Below are 19,604 nucleotides of genomic sequence, written 5' to 3' on the forward strand. Positions count from 1 at the left end.
TCGGGTTTTGGCAACCTGAATCACGCTAGAAGAACAGCCACTATCCCGGTAAGAAAGATGCCATCAAAGGTACCAGCGCCTCCGATGGAAACTACCGGGGCCCTTATCTTAGTGATGTCTTTCAAATGCAGCAAATCCGCCCCTATAAGGGTTCCCAGCGTTCCGGAAATATAGGCTACCGCCGGTGATTTTTCAGGTGCGAAAAGAAGGGCAAAAAAAGCGGCTACCAGTGGTGGAATGAGAAGTGGAATGGCTATCCCTACCCCCGGCACCGGACGGGCTAGGCGATAACACACAAAGGCCACCAGCCCTATTCCGAAGATCGGTGTAACCAAGAAACCTTGCTTAAACCAAAGATATAGTGAGATGAGGACCGGAAGGAGTCCACCACCAAGGTTCAAGGCCACTACGGTATAAGAGGCCCCTGCCAAGGGAGGCACCCGGTAGGGAATACCAAAAAATCTCACAATCTCTTCTTCCAGGGGATGCACCTGCCGACGGATGCGGGCCAAAGGTATATTGATATGACTGCCGATAAGAGAGGCCAGCAAGAACAAAAAGATCTGGTTTGGGGTAAGCCCAATCTTTCCAGCCGCTATAGTGATAAGTCCAATGTGGACAAGAAGAAAAATTAAAAAGAGCAACACCAATAAGGCCAAAACAAAAAGAAAGGTAAAGGGGCTGAAAAACAACATCAAAGCTCCTCCACTTCAAAGCCCTCTTCAGAAAGGTTCCGGAGCCACAGCTGTCCATCGGTCACCCTTTCAAAGAGATCCGGGGGCCGGTTCTCCGGAATTCCGAATGCCTTGAGCGATTTTCGACAAATGTAAGCCCTTCCTCCATCCAGCACGAACTGATGAAAATAGGGAAATAGAGTTGGTTCGCATCGGAGACAACGGGTAACCCCGGCCCCTTTTACGAGAAGCTTGTAAGAAGACTTGTCTTTAGGGAGAACCTGGACGATCTCTCTGAAACTCTCCCAGGACTCGGGTCGGGAAAGGACAAAGATCTTCACTTTTGATCCCTCATCCGGGAAACCACCTCCTCAGGCGCAAGTTCTTCCCGCTGACCGGTAGCCCTCTCCTTGAGCTCCACCTTCCCGGTCTCAAGAAACTTCTTACCCACAATCACTTGGTAAGGGATACCGATAAGATCGGCGTCCTTGAACTTGACTCCGGGCCTCTCGTCCCGGTCATCCCATAGGGTATCCACCCCCTCCGCCGAAAGTCTACGGTAAATGTTCTCCGAAGTCTCCATGAGCTGGGACTCGGGCCCCAGAGTAAGGACGATGGCCTTAAAAGGGGCAATCTCTTCAGGGAAGATGATCCCGTTCTGGTCGTGGTTCTGCTCGATGGCCGCGGCCACCGTCCGACCGACCCCGATTCCGTAGCAGCCCATCACAAAGGGACGTTCCTTCCCCTCTCGGTCCAGAAAGGTGGCCCGCATGGCGGCACTGTATTTGGTCCCGAGCTTAAAGATATGGCCGACCTCAATGCCCCGGGTAAGGGTAAGGGGCCGTCCGCAGCGGGGACAGGGGTCCCCTTCGACCACTTCCCTCAAATCGTAAAACTCTGGTTCGGGGAAATCCCGACCGTAGTTGACATTGACATAATGGGCGTCGGCCTCGTTGGCCCCGGTGACAAAGTTCTTAAGCCCGCGCACAGAAAAATCCGCGAGCAGCCTTCTCACTTTAAGGCCCACCGGCCCGGCAAAACCCACCGGGGCTCCGGAGACCCGCTCCACCGTCTCCGCATCCGCCATTTCAAGGCTATCCACTCCAAGCAGATTTTTGAGCTTGACCTCGTTCAGCTCGTAGTCTCCCCGAATAAGAACCGCCACCACTTCCCCGTCGGCCACGTAAAGGAGCGTCTTCACCAGCCTTGCGGGGGAAACCCCAAGAAACTCAGCAACCTCTTCCACCGTGCGCACGGCGGGGGTAGAGACTTTTTCTAGAGGCCTTTCCGGCTCCTCCTCATACCGGTAGGCGGTTTTGACTTCGGCGAGCTCTACATTGGCCGCGTATCCACAGGCCTCACAGATGGCCAGCGTATCCTCCCCGGTCTCGGCGAGTACCATAAACTCGTGAGATTCGTTTCCGCCGATAGCACCGGTATCGGCCAGTACGGCCCGAAACCGAAGCCCACAACGGGAAAAGATACGATTGTAGGCCTCATACACCCTTTCGTAGGTGCGATTCAAGCCTTTCTCGTCAGCGTCAAAACTGTAGGCGTCCTTCATGATGAACTCTCGGGCCCGCATGATCCCAAAACGAGGCCGAATCTCGTCCCGAAACTTGGTAGCGATCTGGTAAAGGATCAAGGGGAGATCCCGATAGGAACGGACCTCCTTTCGCACGAGATCTGTGATAACCTCCTCGTGGGTAGGCCCTAGGCAGAAGTCGTGCTCCTTGCGGTCTTTGAAGCGCAAGAGTTCCTTACCATATTTCTCCCAACGCTCGGTCTCCTGCCAGAGCTCCGCCGGCTGAACCAGAGGCAGGAGCACTTCCTGAGCCCCAATCCGGTTCATCTCCTCCCGTACGATCCTTTCAACCTTGCGGAGGGCTCTAAGGCCAAAGGGAAGATAGGTATAGATCCCAGAGGCCAGCTTTCGGATCATGCCCGCCCGCAGCATAAGCTTGTGGCTTACCACCTCGGCCTCAGCCGGCTCTTGCCTCAGGGTGGGCAAAAAATATTGCGAAAGTCGCATATTACGCCTCCTTGATCTCCAAGTTAAACTAACTCCTAACCCGGAGAGGAGGGCTTGACAAGTATGATTAGGCTCGGAATCACCATGGGTTGTCCGGCAGGTATCGGGCCAGATGTCATCGTGAAGGCCGCCAAAGAACTGCGGGAATTAAGTTCGCCCGTAATTGTCTTGGGAGATCCGCAAGTACTTTATGAGAGGGCTAAAAAGATGGGTCTATCCTTTCCATTTCGCAAAGTTTCTTCTCCTTTAGAGGCCCGTGCCGGAGAAATCAGTATCCTCCCACTTTCTAATCTAGACATAGAGCCCGGAAGACCTTCTTTGGATGGTTTCCGGGCCATGGTACGTTACATCAAAGAAGGCGTAAGTCTCTGTCTTGAAGGCCAACTTTCTGGACTCGTGACCGCACCCATCTCTAAAGAGGGCCTTCAGGCCGTTGGCGAACCCTATCCCGGACATACAGAAATGCTAGCCGAACTTACCCGAACCCGAGAGTACGCCATGGCCTTTTACGGCGAGAGACTCGCCGTAGCCTTGGTTACCATCCACCTTTCTTTAAAAGCGGCCTTGACTAGTCTTTCCATCGAAAAGATTCTGCGGGTGACCCGTCTAGCTTACCATTTCCTCAAGAAAGATCTAGGTCTGGAAGAACCGAGATTGGCCCTTTCGGCTTTAAATCCTCATGCCGGGGAGGGCGGACTCTTCGGGAACGAGGAAAAGGAGATCCTTGAACCGGCGGTAGAAAGAGCTCGTAAGGAAGGCCTTCCGCTCTCCGGGCCCTATCCCGCGGACAGCCTCTTTTTCAGGGCCGCAACTGGAGAGTTCGATATGGTTATCGCCCTTTATCACGATCAAGGTCTCATTCCCTTCAAATTGCTTCACTTCCAGGACGGAGTAAACCTCACCCTAGGACTTCCCATTATTCGGACCTCCGTTGATCACGGCACAGCCTATGATATCGCGGGTACCGGAAAGGCCAGCCCCCAGAGCCTTATAGCGGCGGTCCGGCTTGCTTACCGGATGGCCAAGCACAGGCACTTACGGTCTCAAGCTCCAAGCGATCCGGAGCCCCCATACAAATAGAAAGCATAAGGGAAAGGTAATCCCTCACATGCCGGGTAATGAGGAAGTTCTGACGCACGAATTCTCGAGCCTTGTGGCCCATCTCTCGCCGTTTTTCCTCATAAAATAGTAGATAGCGAATTCTTAAGGCCGCTCCCTCAGGAGTATTCACCAGAAAACCTGTATGGTGGTTGACTACCTGTAGCCTGATCCCTCCAGTAGCCCCCCCAATCACCGGTTTGCCCTTCCACATGGCTTCGGTCACCGTAAGACCGAAACCCTCTCGCAAAGACTTCTGTAAGACGACATCTGCGGCTCGCTGAAGGGCGTTTATAGTTTGATGAGCTGTAGGAGGAAGCTTAAAGACATAGATATCTTCTTTACCTTCGGCGGCTTTAAGGACCTGTTGATAAACCCTTTCTCCCTCGGGATCGTCGGCGGCTCCTCCTCCGGCCAGAACCAACTGAAAGGAAACATATTTTCGGGCCATCTCTGCGGCCTTAATCACCCCTAACGGATCCTTAAAGGGATCAAAACGAGAAATCTGAACCACCAGAGGCTTCGAGGGATCTAGTCCAAACTGCTGATAAACCTTAAAGATCTCCTCGGCTGTCAAATCCCTGTTCTTCTCGGAAAGAGGATCAATACTAGGGGGAATGATATACTGAGGATGGGGTAGTGGTTGACTGAACTCTGGCATGGAAAAGATACTGGCATCATAGCGTACGATTACCTTTTCCAGAAAGCGCCAGACCGGATAAAAGGGTCGAGACAAATCGATATGGCAACGCCAAATCCAATAGCCTTTGCGATTAGGAAAATATTTAATGAGATAGGCTGGTTGGGGATCGTGAATGATCACAAAGTCAGCATCTCGAAGCTTCTCCTCTAATCTTTCAGCCTCTCGGCGGTTGATTTCTTCATAAAGCGCCAAGTCCTTTTCGGAAAGATCTACCCGATGTCCTTGGAGGGCATGGTGAAAGGCCTTGGTGACCTCAAAAAACTCAGGAGTTCCTTGAATAACCTCCCAGGAGGCCTCAAGCCCCAAGGCCTGCATAAGAGGAATCATACAATGCAGGATCTCAGCTACTCCTCCCCCGTAGGCCGTAGAGTTTACATGTACTACTCGGGATCCCTTAAGGCGGGCCCCGAGTTCCTTAAGCTGGGCGATGACCTCGGAACCAGCTACTTTGGCGTAACGTTCAAGAAGATCCTCGAATTTTTCGCTCATAAAACTCCCTTTTGGCTTGCATCTTGGCACAAAAAGCCCGAATATGTCGAACTAGAAAATCTCGGATTTCGTAAAGCGAGAGGAAGAAAGGATCTACACGAGCTATGAGATCCTCAAGAGGTTTGTATTCTGAGGGAAATTTACTTATCCAATCTCTGAAGTCGTCAAGACCTTGAGGATGTCGTCTGCGGGCATCAATAAAATGAAAAAAAATGGAGCCCGGGGAAAAGGATTCTAGGGCATCCGCTATCTGATAAGGCCACTCAATCCTCAAGCCGGTATCGAAGATTACCAGCTGACTCTTCACGAAATAAAAGGGATTGTCGGCCTTGCGCCAGCCGAGGTATTCATCCTCAAAGATCCTTTCTTGGATATAAACCAGCAAGGTTTCCCGTAAAACCTCTATATCCCGGTATTCGTTGGGGGCTATAAGGTTGAGTCTTTCTGCCAGGACCCGATCCCGAATTTCTTGGTGCACCCAGGCCGCAAAGTCATTGTGAAATTCGGGATGATCGAAAGAAGGCCTGAGATGCCTAGACCAGAAATGATGATAGATACAGGCTGGATCAGCCTTCTTGAGTCTTTCAGCCAATTCCGCCAGGGTGTAAGCCTTTTCCCCGGTAGAGATGGAGACCAGGGCACAATCTTTAACCACAAAAGGGTCGGGAAGGCTCAGCTTTTGGCCTTTATCATTTCTTCCAGAAATTGTCGGGCCCCCTTTACATTTTCCAATCGATAACGAGCCTTAGTTAAGCCGTAGCCGATTTTTACCGTAAAACTATCCGAAGGCAAGGCCTCAAAGAGATATTCATCTGTCCAGTCATCTCCCATAGCCAGAATAAAATCGTAAGTCCCACGTTCAAGGAAATAGCGTGCCGCTTCCCCCTTATTAATCTCTCGCGGTTTCACCTCCAGGACCTTGTTTCCCTCAAGCACCATCAAGCCTAGCGGATGCACCAGATCCAAGAGGGCCTCCTTTAGTTCATGGGCCCGCATGTCTCCAAGTTCAGATTCCGCTAGCCGGTAATGCCAAACCAAACTGTATCGTTTTTCCTCTATAAAGGAACCAGGGGTACGATCCGTGTAAAGCTCAAGGACGGGACGGACGGTTTCCTTCCAGTCCTCAGTAAAATCCCCGGTAACAAACCATTTACCATCCTCCCAGATAAAGACTCCATGTTCGGCCACCAAAGAAATAGGTAGATCTCCGAACCAATTCGAAAGGGTTTCTTGGTCCCGTCCACTGATTAAAACCACCCGGGCCACTTTTGAAAGCCCTCGCAGGAGGTCTTTCAACTCGGGATCGGGGAAGGCCTTCTCTGGTCGCCCCACAAAGGAGACCAACGTTCCATCATAATCAAGAAAAAAGATGGGATTCTCGGATCTCTTAAAGGCCGAAATCACCTTTTGCCTCTCGGATCCCGTTAAAAGGAACGATACAAAGTTTTCTTGCGTCTTCTTGACCTCGCCTAAGGCCTGCACAAACTCCTTGGCCCAGCGATGAATGTCGTAACGCCTCAACCTCTCCTTCATTCGACGATTCCTAACCAGCCGTTCGTCTCTAGGAAGGCTCAAGGCCTCTTTTAAGGCTCCCACGAGGTCTTCAAGACTGAAGGGATTCACCAAGATGGCCTCTGAGAGTTCGGCCGCGGCTCCGGCCATTTCACTCAAAATTAAAGTCCCTTTTTCTTCCGGCACAGTGGCCACATATTCTTTGGCGATAAGATTCATGCCGTCTCTCAATGGGGTAACCATGGCCACATCTGCAAGATAATAAAGGGCCGCGAGCTCTTTGAAATGGAGGACTCTAGAAAGGTACCAGATAGGCGTCCAGCCCAGGGTCCCGAAACGCCCGTTTATCCGTCCGATGAGCTCATCCACTTCGCTTTTCAATTCCTGATAGTGCTCCACCTCCGTGCGAGAGGGTACTCCCACCAGGATGAGGATAACCTTTTCCCTAAACTCCGGATAGCGCTCAAGAAAGGCTTCGAAAGCCAAAAGGCGTTGAGGAATACCTTTCGTATAATCCAAACGATCCACCGAAAGGACGATTCGGCGATCTCCTAGCTCTTTTCGGATCTTCTCAATCCGGTCCCGAACCTCCTGATCAGCCGGGGCCTCGGAAAACTTGCGATAATCGATACTTATGGGAAAGACTTCCACCTTGACGGCCCGGGTTCCGGTAACAATAAGTCCTAACTCGTGTTCATAGCCCAGAAGCCGACGAACACTACTCAAGAAATGTCGGGCATAATCAAAGGTGTGAAAACCGATAAGATCTGCTCCCAAGAGGCCTTCCAGTATTTCCCGACGCCAGGGTAGAACCCGGAAGACCTCGTAGGACGGGAAAGGAATGTGTAAAAAGAAGCCGATGGTAGCCCGGGGGAGGACCTCTCTCAAGAGTCCGGGAAGGAGCAATAACTGGTAATCATGAATCCAGATGATCGCTTCCTCATCGGCTATCGAAAGAATGGCTTCCGCATACTTTTCGTTTACCGATCGGTATCCCTCCCAGAAACGGTGATCGAAGATCGTGTACTGCAGGAAGTAGTGGAAAAGGGGCCAGAGGGTACGGTTAGAAAAACCGTAGTAAAACGTCTCCAGTTCTTCTTGGGAAAGACACACCGGAAAGCACCTAAGCTCTAATAAAGAGGCCTTAACCTCTTCTTTTTGACCGGAAAAGTCCTCCTCAGGGAGGCCGGGCCAGCCGAGCCAGAGGGCAGATTCGTTCGTCACCACCGAAGAGAGGGCCGTCGCCAACCCCCCCACACTGGGCTCGAAACGAAATTGATCTTCCACCTGCGTGATAGTTACCGGAAGCCGATTGGAGACCACAATAAATCGGCTCAATTATTCCTCCTCCCAGCCCGGAAGGAGATGAACCTCCATGAGTTGCTCCATGGTGACCGGTGCCGGAGCCCCGGTAAGCAAACACTGAGCCCTCTGTGTTTTAGGAAAGGCGATCACTTCCCGGATACTGTTTCTGCCGGCCATGAGCATCACCAAGCGATCGAAGCCAAAAGCCAGCCCCCCATGGGGCGGAGCTCCGTATTCCAGGGCCTCAAGCAGGAAGCCAAATTTCTCTTGGGCTTCTTCCTCCGAGATTTTAAGAAGTTTGAAAACCCTATCTTGAACCTCTTTGCGATGAATACGGATGCTACCCCCTCCGATTTCAATGCCGTTTAAGACCAGATCATAAGCCCGGGAGCGCACCCTCTCGGGATTTTCTTCTAGAAAAGGCATATCCTCCTCTTTGGGAGAGGTAAAAGGATGGTGCACGGCCACATACCGCCCCTCATCTTCATCCCATTCTACCAAGGGAAAATCCACAATCCAACAAAATTTGAAGTCCTTTTCCGGAATTAAATCCAGGCGCTCGGCAAGGTGTTTGCGAAGCTCAGAAAGGGCTTCGTTTACCACCGAGGGATCGTCGGCCACAAAAAAGAGAGTAGAACCAGGTTTAGGATTAAAAATCTCACGAAGTTTTTGTAAGCTCTCCTCCGAGAAAAACTTGACTATGGGGGACTGAAAGCCGTCTTCCCGCACCTTGATCCAGGCCAAGCCCTTGGCCCCGAATTCCCCCACAAAGGCCGTAAGCTCATCAAGTTCTTTTCGCGAGAAATCCGAAGGCGCACAGAGGCCCTTGATCATCCCGCCCCGTTCTAGGACTTGCGCGAAGACCTTAAAAGAGGTTCCCCGAAAAATGTCTGAAACCTCTACAAGTTCCAGACCAAAACGTAGATCCGGACGATCAGTCCCATAACGGGAAAGGGCCTCCTCATAGGTGATTCTCGGAAAGGGTCTTTTCAGTTCTACTCCCAAGGTTTCCCGAAAGATATAAACCATGAGCTCTTCCATTAGGCCCATCACGTCTTCCTCATCCACAAAGGACATCTCGAGATCAAGCTGGGTGAACTCCGGTTGGCGATCGGCCCGCAGATCCTCGTCCCGGAAACAGCGCACGATCTGATAATATCTTTCCACTCCGGCTACCATGAGGATCTGTTTAAATAGCTGAGGTGACTGAGGAAGGGCATAGAACTTACCGGGATAGAGTCGGGAGGGCACTAGATAGTCCCTAGCCCCCTCCGGAGTGCTCTTGGTAAGGAAAGGGGTCTCGATCTCGAGAAAACCCTGTTCGTTCAAGAACTGCCGAGCCAACTGGGCTACTCGATGACGAAAGATCAGGGGCTCGAGCCCTCCAGGGCGTCGAAGGTCAAGATAGCGGTACTTGAGTCTCAAGGCCTCTGAGACCGGAACCTCCTCATCCAGAGGAAAAGGTGGGGTCTTAGAGGTATTGAGGACTTCAAGTTCATGGGCCTCGACTTCGATCTCCCCGGTGGGGAGCTTAGGATTTTCCATGCCCTCCGGACGCCTTCTCACCCGACCTCTCACGGAGAGAACATATTCCGGCTTCAAACTATGAGCCAATTCATGGGCCTCTGGGGCGGTCTTGGGTTCAAAGACCACCTGGACCACTCCGGATCGATCTCTGAGATCGATAAAGATCACTCCTCCATGATCCCTGCGTCTCAAGACCCAACCAGAAAGTATCACTTCCTCGCCAAGGTGATCTGTACACAAAATACCGCAAGGATGCGTGCGTTTGAGCCCCATTTTTCACCTCCCGTAAGTTCTTGCCAAGTAAACTCCACCCCTTCCCCTTCGTCAATCATCTATCGCAGGCCTTTCCCCTTGTCAAAGTTTATTAAGAAGGGTTTATTATCTTTTATGAAAGAAAGACTTCTGGCCGGGGCGGAGGAGATAGAACGTACCCTCACCCGCCTTACCCATGAAATCATCGAAAAGAATCGAGGCTGTCAAAACCTCATTCTGGTAGGTATCCGCACCGGTGGAGTCCCCATAGCCCGGAGAATTCAAAAAAAGATTGCCGAGATCGAAGGGATAAAGCTTCCCGTAGGAACTCTTGACATCAGTCTCTACCGGGATGACTGGAGCCGGATCTCCTTCCATCCGGAAGTCAAGAGCACCGAGATTCCGGTACCCATTGATGACATGGTAGTCATTCTAGTGGACGACGTTATTTTTACCGGTAGAACGGCTCGCGCAGCCCTGGATGCCCTCATGGACTTCGGTCGACCGCGACGGGTGGAACTGGCCGTCCTGGTAGATCGAGGTCACCGAGAACTACCCATCGAACCTAACTACGTGGGCTTCCGCATTCCCACACATCCCGAAGAACATGTAAACGTGAGGTTGAAAGAGCTTGAAGGCCAAGACCTCATCGTTCTCGAAACCCCCTAGATATTTGCTACTTTTTTCACAAATAAAAGTTTCACTTGTCGACTTCCGGAAAAATGGAGTAAAATTAAAGTCTAATTCGTGAAAAGGAGAACAAGGAATGATGACCCTTAAAGAAAAGGCCGCGCATGGGGAAATTTCGGAAGAAGTGCGGTTTTGTGCCGAACGAGAGGGGGTGTCTGCCGAAAGACTTTCGGAGGGGGTGGCCTCGGGACGGGTAGTCATACCGTGGAATCGAAAAAACCGACTGGAAAAACCCTGCGCCATTGGTGAGGGCTTGAAAACCAAGATCAACGCCAATCTAGGGACCTCCAAGGATGCTCCGGATCCCGAAAAGGAGCTCGAGAAGCTTCGGGTGGCCTTAGAGGCCGGAGCGGACACCATTATGGACCTTTCCACCGGGGGTCCCATAGACGAGGTAAGAAAACTCATCCGAGAACACTGTCCGGTGCCTCTAGGGACAGTGCCCATCTATCAAGCGGCCGTGGAGGCCGTAGAGGTCAAACACAAGGCCATTGTGGAGATGACGGTGGACGAGATCTTTTCAGCCATCCTGAAACACGCTGAAGACGGCGTGGATTTCATGACCGTTCACTGCGGCATTACCCGTGAGGTCCTTACCCGGCTGGAAAACAAGGAACGGGTCCTGGGAGTGGTCTCCCGGGGCGGTTCCTTCATCATTGAATGGATGATCTATAATAACAAGGAAAATCCTCTTTACGAAAACTTCGATCGTCTGCTTGAGATCGCTCGCGAATACGAAGTGACCCTTTCCCTAGGGGATGGTATTCGACCAGGGTGTCTCGCGGACGCCACCGACGGCCCTCAGATTCAGGAACTCATCATCTTGGGGGAACTTACCCAACGGGCCTGGGAGGCTGGCGTCCAGGTGATGATCGAAGGGCCGGGGCATGTACCTCTTAACCAAATCGAGGCCAACATTAAGCTTGAAAAGCGCCTTTGTCACGGAGCCCCTTTTTATGTCTTAGGGCCCCTTCCCACGGATATTGCCCCGGGATATGACCACATCGTGGGGGCCATCGGAGGGGCCATAGCCGCAGCCGCAGGAGCCGACTTCCTCTGCTATGTTACTCCAGCCGAACACTTGCGATTGCCATCGGTAGAAGACGTCAAGGAAGGGGTAATCGCCTCGAAGATTGCGGCTCATGTAGCCGACATCGCCAAGGGAATTCCTGGGGCCTTCGAAAAGGATCTGGCCATGGCTCGAGCCCGGGCGGCCCTCGACTGGGAGGCCCAGATAAAACTATCGCTCGATCCCGAGAAGGCTAGACGTTATCGCATAGAAGGCGGAGCTTCGAAAAGTAAGGCCTGTACCATGTGTGGTGAATACTGTGCCATAAAAGTCTTTTCAAGAGCTCAAAAAATCTTAAAAGGACGCTCCTAAAAGGCCTTTTCCTGGCAAGATCTTAACAACCTTGACTTATCAGGAAAGATTGTTTTTAATTAAAATATACCGAACGGTCGGTTTAGAAAATGCGAGGCCAAGCCACCCGAAAAAAGATCCTTGAAAAAACTCTCAAGCTCTTTCAAGAAAAGGGTATTCTTGAGACTAGCATTTCGGACATCGAAAAACAGGTCGGGATAAGCAAAGGCAGCCTCTACTTCCACTTCCCTAGCAAAGAGGCCTTGGCTCTGGAAACCCTCAAAAAAGCCCGACAAGATTTCCGACTATTTCTTTCTACGGCCTTTTCTGAGGGCTTACCCCGAGAGGCCCTCAAACGGTTTCTTGAAATGGTCTACCAGAAGCTTAAGACCGAAGGCTTTCGCACAGGATGTCTTTTTGGAAACACGGCCCTTGAGATGGCCAATCGCGAGGGCCCCCTTCGGGACTTGATCGCGGAAACCTTTGAAGAATGGCAAGAGGAACTCGCCAAAGTGCTTTCAAAAGCCCAAAAGAAAGGCTGTTTGTGTGAGGAGATAAAAGCCGAAGATCTGGCCCTTTTCATCATAGCCGTCCTTGAAGGGGCCATCCTCCTTTCCAAACTCCAAAAAAGTGGCCAGCCTTTAATTCGGACCTTCGAAATTTTAGAAAAACTCATACCTTTCAAGGAGAACAAATCATGAAAAAACTTCTAGTTTGGGGGCTTCTGATGTTTGGTCTTACGGCTTGTAGTGGCAAGGGAGTTTATCTTTACGACAACAAAGACTGCCCTTACGGAGGTCCAGATCGTCCCTGGCTGATTATCGGAGCCAAGGGAGCAGGGTCTAAGGAACTAGAGAGGAAGTTATGCACGGAAGGCGAACTCAGGATCATGCTCAGAGAAGCTCGTCTACCGGCCAAGGAAAGCGAAGGCCTTTTCTCGGCCGCCTGTGGAAAGGAGGCCTCGGCCGAAAAATTCCTTGAGATCTACTACCAGCTTTCGAATGATTCCCGCGAACGCCTGAAGAAAGCCTTTGAAAGACACGGCTACAGTCTAAATGACTACGGATGCTGAAGGAGGCTTACCATGAAAAGACTTTTGGTGCTTTTAGGAGGGATCTTCATTCTGGCCCTAGCCTGTGCTCCCAAGGCCCTCTACCTTCTCGATGTCACCGAGCCTATCATCCCACCGGATTCTCCCCAGCGCCCCTGGATCATGATCGGAAGCCGTAACTGGGGGTCTAGTAAGCTCTATCGCAAGCTCTGTATTAAAGGCGAATTCAGACAAATTTTGGCCAAGACCCACCTCCCGAAAAAGGATCAAAAGACTCTTTGGGAGGCTGCCTGCGGTAAAGAGAGCTCTAGTGCAGACTTTGTGAAGGCCTATTATTCTCTGGACGAAGGACTTCGCATAAATCTCCGCGAAACCCTCGAAAACCACGGCTATATTTTGAACGAATTCCCTTGCTGAGGATAGCCCTCTGGCCCGCCGTGAGCGGGTCTCTTGAAAAATTCCAAAGGTTATTTATATTGGCCGCCCAAAGACTTCCCAAAAAAAGGAAAAATTTGTTATGGATTTGGAGTTTCTCAGGGGGGCGGCGGAAAAGGCAGCTCGAAGGGCCGGGGAATTCCTAAGAGAAAACCTTTTCCGACCCCATAGGATCTCTCACAAGGGAAAGATCGACCTAGTTACCGAAGCCGATCCCGAAGCTGAAAGGCTTATCCTTGGGGTCTTAAAGGAGGAAACCCCGGAAATTCCTGTACTCGGGGAAGAACTCTCCAAAATCGAACCTCAGGGGCTCTACTGGCTGGTAGATCCTCTGGATGGCACCACCAATTACGCCCACGGTTTCCCTTGGTTCGGGGTCTCGGTGGCCTTGATGAAAGATGATCTGCCCCTTGTCGGAGTCATTTACCATCCCATGCAGGAGGAAATGTTTTCCGCATCTAGGGGTAAAGGAGCTTTCCTAAACGGCACTCCTATTAGGGTCTCTGAAACCGAAGATCCGGAGAAAGCCCTCTTGGCTACGGGTTTCCCTTACAACATTCATGAAAAGCCGGAAAAAGTGACCTCCGCTTTCAAGGAATTCCTTACCAAAGTTCAAGGGATCCGACGGGCCGGAGCAGCTTCTCTCGATCTAGCCTATGTGGCCTGCGGTCGTTTTGATGGCTTCTGGGAAGCCCTACTCAAACCTTGGGACACCGCCGCCGGTATACTTTTAGTAGAAGAAGCCGGAGGACAAGTGACCAATTATCTAGGAGAGGCTTATACCCCCTTTCAGAAACACCTCGTAGCCACTAATGGGAAAATTCACGAATTTATGCTTAAAATAACTTTCAAGTATCTACCAGAAGAATGAAAAGTCATTTTATTTGTCCTTACTGTGGAAAAGAAATTGAAAAGTACCGTAATCCTTTCCTCACGGTAGACATTATTATTGAGACCCCAGGCGGGATTATACTCATAAAGCGCAAAAATCCTCCTTACGGCTGGGCCCTTCCCGGGGGCTTTGTGGACTACGGAGAAAGTTTGGAGGAAGCCGCCGTGAGAGAAGCCAAAGAAGAAACCGGGCTTGAGGTGGAACTTCTCTGTCAGCTCTATACCTATTCTCGCCCCGGACGAGACCCCCGGTTTCATACCATCACCACGGTATATGTAGCTCGAGCCGAAGGCCATCCTAAGGGAGGAGACGACGCCGCAGAGGCCAAGGTTTTTTCTGAGAAAGAGATCCCCTGGGGAGAATTGGCCTTTGATCATGCGGAAATCCTAAAGGATTATTTTGAGGTGAAAAATGTTAAAGAATCTCATTCAGGAACTACCCACCAAACCAAACTTCCTCGTTGTAGATGATGAAGAAGAACTGCGATATCTCTTAAAAGAGTTCCTTAAGACCTACAATCTCCAAGTAGAAGAGGCCGATTCTGGAAAGAAAGCCCTTGAGATCTTTGAAGAAAAAGGACCTTTTACCATTCTTATTACGGACATAGTAATGCCAGGGGGAGACGGGTTAACTCTTATTCGCAAAATCAAGGAGATCTCTCCTGAGACCATGATTCTTGCCATGACTGGTTATGCCCGCAATTATGGGTATGTGGACGTCGTAGCCGCCGGAGCCGATGACCTCATCCAAAAACCATTCTCACTTGAAGAATTTGAAGCCCGCCTAGCCAGAATTATAAAAGAATGGATCTTAAAGGAAAAGCTCAAGGCCCTTTCAATTCGAGACGCCTTAACAGAAATCTTCAATCGTCGACATTTCGAGGAACGCCTCCAGGAAGAAACCCATCGGGCCCTTAGGCAAGGCTATCCCCTTTGTCTTTTCATGATAGACGTAGATCACTTTAAGCTCTATAACGATACTCGGGGACACCGGGAAGGAGACATCCTTTTAAAGTCTCTCGCAGACATCCTTTGCCGCTGCACTCGAGAGAAGGTGGACCAACCATTCCGTTACGGAGGGGACGAATTCGTTGTCCTCCTCCCTCATACGGATCTTGAAGGGGCCTTAAAGGTAGCTCAGCGGATCCTCAATACTTACAGGGAACGAGGCTTTAATCCGACAACCTTATCTATAGGCATCGCCAAGCTCATTCCTCGAGAATCTGCCCGTAAGAGCGCAGACGATCTGGTTAGGCGGGCGGATGAAGCCATGTATCGGGCCAAAAATAGCGGCGGAAATCAGATTGAGATAGACCCCGAAAGCAAGAAAGTTTAAGCTAGAGCCAGTTTAAGAACATCCAGACGAGGATTGACCCTCTGTACTAGGACTTTTATCTCTTCTCCGGTCCGTATGGTTCTACCGGGTGGTAGTTGTAATTCCACGGGCAACATAAAATCCGGAAGGAGTACCCGGGCTCGTCTCTCGCCGGACTCGAGCACCAAGGCGGCAATCCTTCGTCCTTGGTAGTGATGTTTAATATACTTCAAGAGCCAGTACCGATGTGTACGAACTTTGACCTGATTGGTGGCCGCTTGTCTCTCTTCGATCTCGGGCAGGAGCTGTTCCAGCTCTTCGGTGGTGAAAGGAGTTTCTTGGCCTGAAAGATACGCTACCAGCTGGTGCTGCACTAGGAGGTCCGTAAATCGCCTTATAGGAGAGGTCACGGTAGTATAGGCCGGAAGCCCGACGCCATGATGAAACTCAGGCGTTAACCCTTGTTCCCCTCGTACAAGATAACGGAGCTGGAGGAAGGCTTTGACCAAATCCTCCTCACCAGGTTCAATGATCCTTTCAAGGGGTTCCTTCTGAAAACGATAAATAGCGGGGATGCGGTGTTCTTTCAAAAATTCGGCTGCTACGAAATTGGCGGCTATCATGAATTCGGCCACCATCAACCTTGCCGGAGTAAACTCAAGCCTTTCAAGTTCGACCTCTCCTGAACTCTTCACCTTGAGGACTATCTCCGGAAGGGTCACTGCAAGGGCTCCTCTCTGCCACCGACCTTTTTGAAATTTCTGGGCCAGCCGGAAAAGGGCCGTAAAAAAGGGGTCTCCTTCCACTAGGAAACGATCCACTTCTTCATAGGTGAGACGTCTAGCCACTTTTATCCGCGAAAGCGTAATACGAGACTCAAGGATCTCTCCTTCAGGAGAAAAGGTTATAAGAAAAGAGACCGCAGGCCGCACTTCCCCGGCCCGAAGACTTAACCTCTCTTCCGAAAGAGCCGGAGGAAGCATAGGGATGATTCTCTCAGGGAGATATAGAGTAACTATTCTCCTCAAGGCTTCCCGAAAGGCTTCGGAATCATGAGGTACCACCGAGGAGACATCCGTAATGTGTACCCCTACTAGATAACGATCACCGAGGTCTTCAAAATGCAGGGCGTCATCAAAGTCTCGAGTCTCGGCCGCATCAATCGTGAAGGTCTCAAGTGAAGTGAAATCTTCTCTTTCAACCGGTCTTTCTTCAAGTTGTTCAATCTCTTGGAGTACCTTCTCTGGAAATTCAATCGGAATCCGAAAACGTAGAAGTTCTAAATTCTCATCTTCGTGGAAGACTCCGGCCTTGACGAGCAACCGAAAGGGGGTCTCCGGTCCTGTGGCCCTAAGCCTGGAGAGCACCTCTTTGACCTCTTTAACCCGGGGGGTTTCGTTGCCGAAAAGACAAAGATCCTTCAGCGCAGAAAGAAAGTGTTCCCGGATCTCTTCCGGAATATCCTCGGTCTTTTCTCCTTGCATGAGTTTAGAAATAAAAATCTCGCCTTGAGAAAGGCGCCTTAACCTCTCCTCCTCCCGCTGCTTGGCCAGCCGAAGCTTTTCCACCTCCTCTCGGCTGTGGACGACAATCCGATCTTCTCGCAGACGAAAATAGAGACGGTCCTCAAGCACGGCCCTTATCAGGGCCGCAGCCTCATCATCCGCTGCCGAACTTCCGAAGTAGATCTCCGAGAGTTCGTAGGGGTCAAAACTCTCGGCCTCGTCCACCACCAGTTCCCATAGTTCGGGAAGATCGACCTCACCCTTTAAGGCCTCGCGCCGGGCCTCTTTTTCGGAAAGAAGCTCAAGCATTTCGTTTCGAGAAAGCCCACGGTAAACCTTACGTGAAATAAGTAAGGTCTGACCAGAGGATACGGTGGTCTCCTTACCGGTGGGTATAATAACTCTTAGACGCTTACCCTTAGTCCCCAGAACGTAAGCCGTATAAGGGCGCCGGTGCTCCACGATTTCGGCCAGACGCCCCGAAACCTCATTTTCCTTCTCCATGGTCTCTTATCCGCGGGCGATTCTCAGGGCTTCACGCAAATCAAGGGTCCCTTCGTACAGGGCTCGGCCCACGATGACCCCAAAAAGTCCCATTTCTTCAAGGGGCTTGAGCCTCCGGATGTCCTCGATAGTAGCGACCCCACCGGCCAATACCACCGGGAGACTAACTACCGAAAGGAGTTTTTCGAGTCTTTCTGTGTACACTCCTTCCTGGGTGCCATCGCGTTCGATCTCGGTAAAGATCAAGCCTGCCACCCCACTGTCCTCGAGCTTTTGGGCCAGTTCGAGATAGTGTAGATCTTCGGCCTCGGTCCATCCGGAAACCGCCACCCTTTCTCCCCGCACGTCCAGGCTCACCAGGATCCCCCCCGGAAAGCGGCTTGCGGCCTCACGGACGAGCTCCGGATTCCGGCAGGCGACGGTACCTAGGATCACCTGATGGACTCCGCAGGAAAGGTATCGCTCGATGGTCTCCAAATCCCGGATACCTCCTCCGACCTCCACCGGAATATTTACAGCCTTAGCTATCTCGACTACTAGATCGAAGTGGACGGCTCGTCCTTCCTTAGCTCCAGAAAGATCCACCACATGGAGTTTTTCCGCACCTTCAGCCACAAAACGGCGGGCCTGACTAACAGGGTCATCGCCATAGATCGTAACTCGGCCGTAATCTCCTTGATAGAGCCGCACGCATTTACCATCTTTGAGATCAATGGCCGGAATAACAAGCATCATTCACCCTCCGGATAGGGAAAATCGGAAAGAACCCTCTCAAGTCCTTTTTCGGCCAGTTGCTGAGCCGTAAGCCACCTCACTCCACCGTAAAGCCTGATTTTAAAAAGATTCTCACTCAAAGGCTTCTGGGTCTCATCGAACCAGCCCTTCCAAAGGATACGCCCATCGCTACTTCTAAAAAGCACCAAGGCAAAAGCCACGGAAGCGGGCTCCTTGACTGCATAGCCTCGCCCTTCCCTCTCTCGGAAACGAAATACCTTCCCATATAGAATAGCCTCCGTCCCCAGGGCCTGGCCCAGGGCTTTCACGATCTCGGTTCGAGAAGGTGCGACAGCCTCGGCCAAGACTTCTCCCCAAAGGGCCTCGAATTCATCCCGAGAGACAAAGCGAAAACCGGGTTTTCCGGCGAGTTTTTCCCGCAGGAGGGTGTCCATCCATTCCGAGGCTCCGGGAACGATCTCTCCCTTGATAATCGATTGGACTGGACAGGTGAAATAACCGGTTTCACCTCCAGGACAGGCGGCCTCAAAGGGAAGAACCGCTATGGTCTTGGGACGAGGATAAACCTCGGAGTTACGAGGAGCATGAGTGCAGGCCAGCGGCAGCCATACTAGAAAAGTCAACAGCCAAAACTTTTTCCGCATTTCTGTCCTCCCTAAAGGAGCCCCTTAGTAGAACGGGGGCCACCTTCTGCCGTCCTAAGGGCCCTTCTCAAGGCGTAAGCCAAGGCCTTGAACACGGCTTCGGCCATATGATGAGCATTTTCGCCATAAAGCAGCCTGACATGCAATGTAAATCGGCCGTTCATGGCCAAGGCTTTGAGGAACTCTGGGATCAACTCCAAATCAAAGTCCCCTACCCGTTCCCGCGGAAAGGTTCCCTCGAATCGGAAATAAGGCCGCACCGCAAGATCTAGTGCTACCTGAGCCAAGGCCTCTTCCATAGGAATGGTGGCCTCACCGTAACGGGCAAGGCCCTCGCGCTTCCCCAAGGCCTCGGAAAAGGCCTCCCCCAGTACAATACCCACATCCTCCACCGTGTGGTGGGCATCCACGTGAAGGTCGCCACTGGCCTGAATCTCAAGACCAAAGCCGGCATGATAGGCCAAAAGTTCAAGCATATGATCCAGAAAGCCCACTCCGGTTCCGATCTCGATCGGCCCTCCCGAAAGATCCAGCTTGAGCTTGATCTCCGTCTCCCGAGTCTTTCTAAATTTTTCCACTTTCGACATAAGGGCCTCCAGCGAGCCGATTCTTCCTCAAGCTTAAAGGTTTATAAAAAATTTTGCAATCACACTCCCAAGGATTGACAGAAAAATCTTTCCGAATTATCCCTTAATACAAGCCGAGGTGGCGGAATTGGTAGACGCGCTGGATTCAGGATCCAGTGGGGATACCCCCGTGCGGGTTCGAGTCCCGCCCTCGGCACCATCTTTCCCTTGATTATCAAGGCTTTCAGAAACCACTCATCCCTCCGGGGGACAGTCTGGGGACAAATGGCGGGAAACCTTTGATACGCAAGGGATA

Annotated in this window: 20 protein-coding genes and 1 tRNA gene; 10 read left to right on the forward strand and 11 right to left on the reverse strand. The window is 51.4% G+C overall.

From position 1 onward, the window contains the following. Positions 1-20: 20 nt before the first annotated feature. The 3 genes from TDIS_RS00115 to TDIS_RS00125 are packed head-to-tail and all read right to left on the reverse strand — an operon-like array spanning position 21 to position 2,706. Positions 21-695 (reverse strand): DUF1614 domain-containing protein, encoded by a 675-nt coding sequence (locus TDIS_RS00115; RefSeq protein ID WP_068668063.1) that lies wholly within the window; start codon positions 693-695, stop codon positions 21-23. After that, complete coding sequence (locus tag TDIS_RS00120) at positions 695-1,015, reverse strand: hypothetical protein (protein WP_068668065.1); 321 nt, start codon at positions 1,013-1,015, stop codon at positions 695-697. Before TDIS_RS00120 ends, TDIS_RS00115 begins: the two co-directional genes overlap by 1 nt. Next, positions 1,012-2,706 (reverse strand): proline--tRNA ligase, encoded by a 1,695-nt coding sequence (locus TDIS_RS00125; protein WP_068668067.1) that lies wholly within the window; start codon positions 2,704-2,706, stop codon positions 1,012-1,014. Before TDIS_RS00125 ends, TDIS_RS00120 begins: the two co-directional genes overlap by 4 nt. A gap of 63 nt (positions 2,707-2,769) precedes the next feature. On the opposite strand from TDIS_RS00125, the gene pdxA reads away from it, so the two are divergent. Continuing rightward, the gene (gene pdxA / locus TDIS_RS00130) at positions 2,770-3,786 is read left to right on the forward strand and encodes a 4-hydroxythreonine-4-phosphate dehydrogenase PdxA (RefSeq protein ID WP_068668069.1); all 1,017 of its coding nucleotides are present in this window, start codon (positions 2,770-2,772) and stop codon (positions 3,784-3,786) included. Here the strand turns inward: pdxA and TDIS_RS00135 are convergent. Genes TDIS_RS00135 through aspS form a run of 4 tightly spaced genes read right to left on the reverse strand, consistent with a single transcriptional unit; the run spans position 3,695 to position 9,613 of the window. Beyond that, entirely contained in the window at positions 3,695-4,996 is a 1,302-nt protein-coding gene (locus TDIS_RS00135; protein WP_068668071.1) for a glycosyltransferase, read from the reverse strand. The genes pdxA and TDIS_RS00135 overlap by 92 nt on opposite strands. Beyond that, positions 4,968-5,651: a DUF5752 family protein gene (locus TDIS_RS00140; protein WP_208595652.1), complete on the reverse strand. Its 684-nt coding sequence runs from the start codon at positions 5,649-5,651 to the stop codon at positions 4,968-4,970. The genes TDIS_RS00135 and TDIS_RS00140 overlap by 29 nt, the downstream gene beginning before the upstream one ends. A 17-nt stretch (positions 5,652-5,668) precedes the next feature. Then, the gene (locus TDIS_RS00145; protein WP_068668074.1) at positions 5,669-7,846 is read right to left on the reverse strand and encodes a bifunctional alpha,alpha-trehalose-phosphate synthase (UDP-forming)/trehalose-phosphatase; all 2,178 of its coding nucleotides are present in this window, start codon (positions 7,844-7,846) and stop codon (positions 5,669-5,671) included. Then, positions 7,847-9,613, reverse strand: coding sequence for an aspartate--tRNA ligase (gene aspS, locus TDIS_RS00150; RefSeq protein WP_068668076.1), 1,767 nt, complete (start codon positions 9,611-9,613; stop codon positions 7,847-7,849). Between the two features lie 114 nt (positions 9,614-9,727). Here aspS and pyrR point away from each other — a divergent pair, with 114 nt between their 5' ends. The 8 genes from pyrR (at position 9,728) to TDIS_RS00190 (ending at position 15,355) form a co-directional block, all read left to right on the forward strand. Beyond that, positions 9,728-10,261: a bifunctional pyr operon transcriptional regulator/uracil phosphoribosyltransferase PyrR gene (gene pyrR, locus TDIS_RS00155; protein ID WP_068668079.1), complete on the forward strand. Its 534-nt coding sequence runs from the start codon at positions 9,728-9,730 to the stop codon at positions 10,259-10,261. 100 nt (positions 10,262-10,361) lie between these two features. Next, a complete protein-coding gene (thiC, locus tag TDIS_RS00160; protein ID WP_153303722.1) occupies positions 10,362-11,663 on the forward strand; it encodes a phosphomethylpyrimidine synthase ThiC in 1,302 nt (433 codons plus the stop codon). Between the two features lie 89 nt (positions 11,664-11,752). Further along, a complete protein-coding gene (locus TDIS_RS00165; RefSeq protein ID WP_068668084.1) occupies positions 11,753-12,343 on the forward strand; it encodes a TetR/AcrR family transcriptional regulator in 591 nt (196 codons plus the stop codon). Next, positions 12,340-12,714: a hypothetical protein gene (locus tag TDIS_RS00170; protein ID WP_068668086.1), complete on the forward strand. Its 375-nt coding sequence runs from the start codon at positions 12,340-12,342 to the stop codon at positions 12,712-12,714. Before TDIS_RS00165 ends, TDIS_RS00170 begins: the two co-directional genes overlap by 4 nt. 12 nt (positions 12,715-12,726) lie before the next feature. Beyond that, the gene (locus tag TDIS_RS00175) at positions 12,727-13,110 is read left to right on the forward strand and encodes a hypothetical protein (RefSeq protein WP_068668088.1); all 384 of its coding nucleotides are present in this window, start codon (positions 12,727-12,729) and stop codon (positions 13,108-13,110) included. A gap of 100 nt (positions 13,111-13,210) precedes the next feature. Beyond that, positions 13,211-13,999: an inositol monophosphatase family protein gene (locus tag TDIS_RS00180; RefSeq protein WP_068668090.1), complete on the forward strand. Its 789-nt coding sequence runs from the start codon at positions 13,211-13,213 to the stop codon at positions 13,997-13,999. Further along, the gene (locus TDIS_RS00185; protein ID WP_068668092.1) at positions 13,996-14,490 is read left to right on the forward strand and encodes an NUDIX domain-containing protein; all 495 of its coding nucleotides are present in this window, start codon (positions 13,996-13,998) and stop codon (positions 14,488-14,490) included. Before TDIS_RS00180 ends, TDIS_RS00185 begins: the two co-directional genes overlap by 4 nt. Further along, the gene (locus TDIS_RS00190) at positions 14,432-15,355 is read left to right on the forward strand and encodes a GGDEF domain-containing response regulator (protein ID WP_068668094.1); all 924 of its coding nucleotides are present in this window, start codon (positions 14,432-14,434) and stop codon (positions 15,353-15,355) included. The genes TDIS_RS00185 and TDIS_RS00190 overlap by 59 nt, the downstream gene beginning before the upstream one ends. On the opposite strand, the gene TDIS_RS00195 is transcribed toward TDIS_RS00190, so the two are convergent. The 4 genes from TDIS_RS00195 to hisB are packed head-to-tail and all read right to left on the reverse strand — an operon-like array spanning position 15,352 to position 19,309. Continuing rightward, complete coding sequence (locus tag TDIS_RS00195) at positions 15,352-17,343, reverse strand: ribonuclease catalytic domain-containing protein (RefSeq protein WP_068668097.1); 1,992 nt, start codon at positions 17,341-17,343, stop codon at positions 15,352-15,354. The genes TDIS_RS00190 and TDIS_RS00195 overlap by 4 nt on opposite strands. Positions 17,344-17,349: 6 nt before the next feature. After that, positions 17,350-18,075, reverse strand: coding sequence for a 1-(5-phosphoribosyl)-5-[(5-phosphoribosylamino)methylideneamino]imidazole-4-carboxamide isomerase (gene hisA / locus TDIS_RS00200; protein ID WP_068668099.1), 726 nt, complete (start codon positions 18,073-18,075; stop codon positions 17,350-17,352). Beyond that, complete coding sequence (locus tag TDIS_RS00205; protein ID WP_068668101.1) at positions 18,075-18,722, reverse strand: hypothetical protein; 648 nt, start codon at positions 18,720-18,722, stop codon at positions 18,075-18,077. Before TDIS_RS00205 ends, hisA begins: the two co-directional genes overlap by 1 nt. A gap of 11 nt (positions 18,723-18,733) precedes the next feature. Then, on the reverse strand, positions 18,734-19,309 hold the full coding sequence (gene hisB / locus TDIS_RS00210; RefSeq protein WP_068668103.1) for an imidazoleglycerol-phosphate dehydratase HisB: 576 nt from the start codon (positions 19,307-19,309) through the stop codon (positions 18,734-18,736). Between the two features lie 112 nt (positions 19,310-19,421). Here hisB and TDIS_RS00215 point away from each other — a divergent pair. After that, positions 19,422-19,508, forward strand: a tRNA-Leu gene (locus tag TDIS_RS00215). Positions 19,509-19,604: the final 96 nt, after the last annotated feature.

It is taken from the genome of Thermosulfurimonas dismutans (assembly GCF_001652585.1).
Taxonomy (GTDB): domain Bacteria; phylum Desulfobacterota; class Thermodesulfobacteria; order Thermodesulfobacteriales; family Thermodesulfobacteriaceae; genus Thermosulfurimonas; species Thermosulfurimonas dismutans.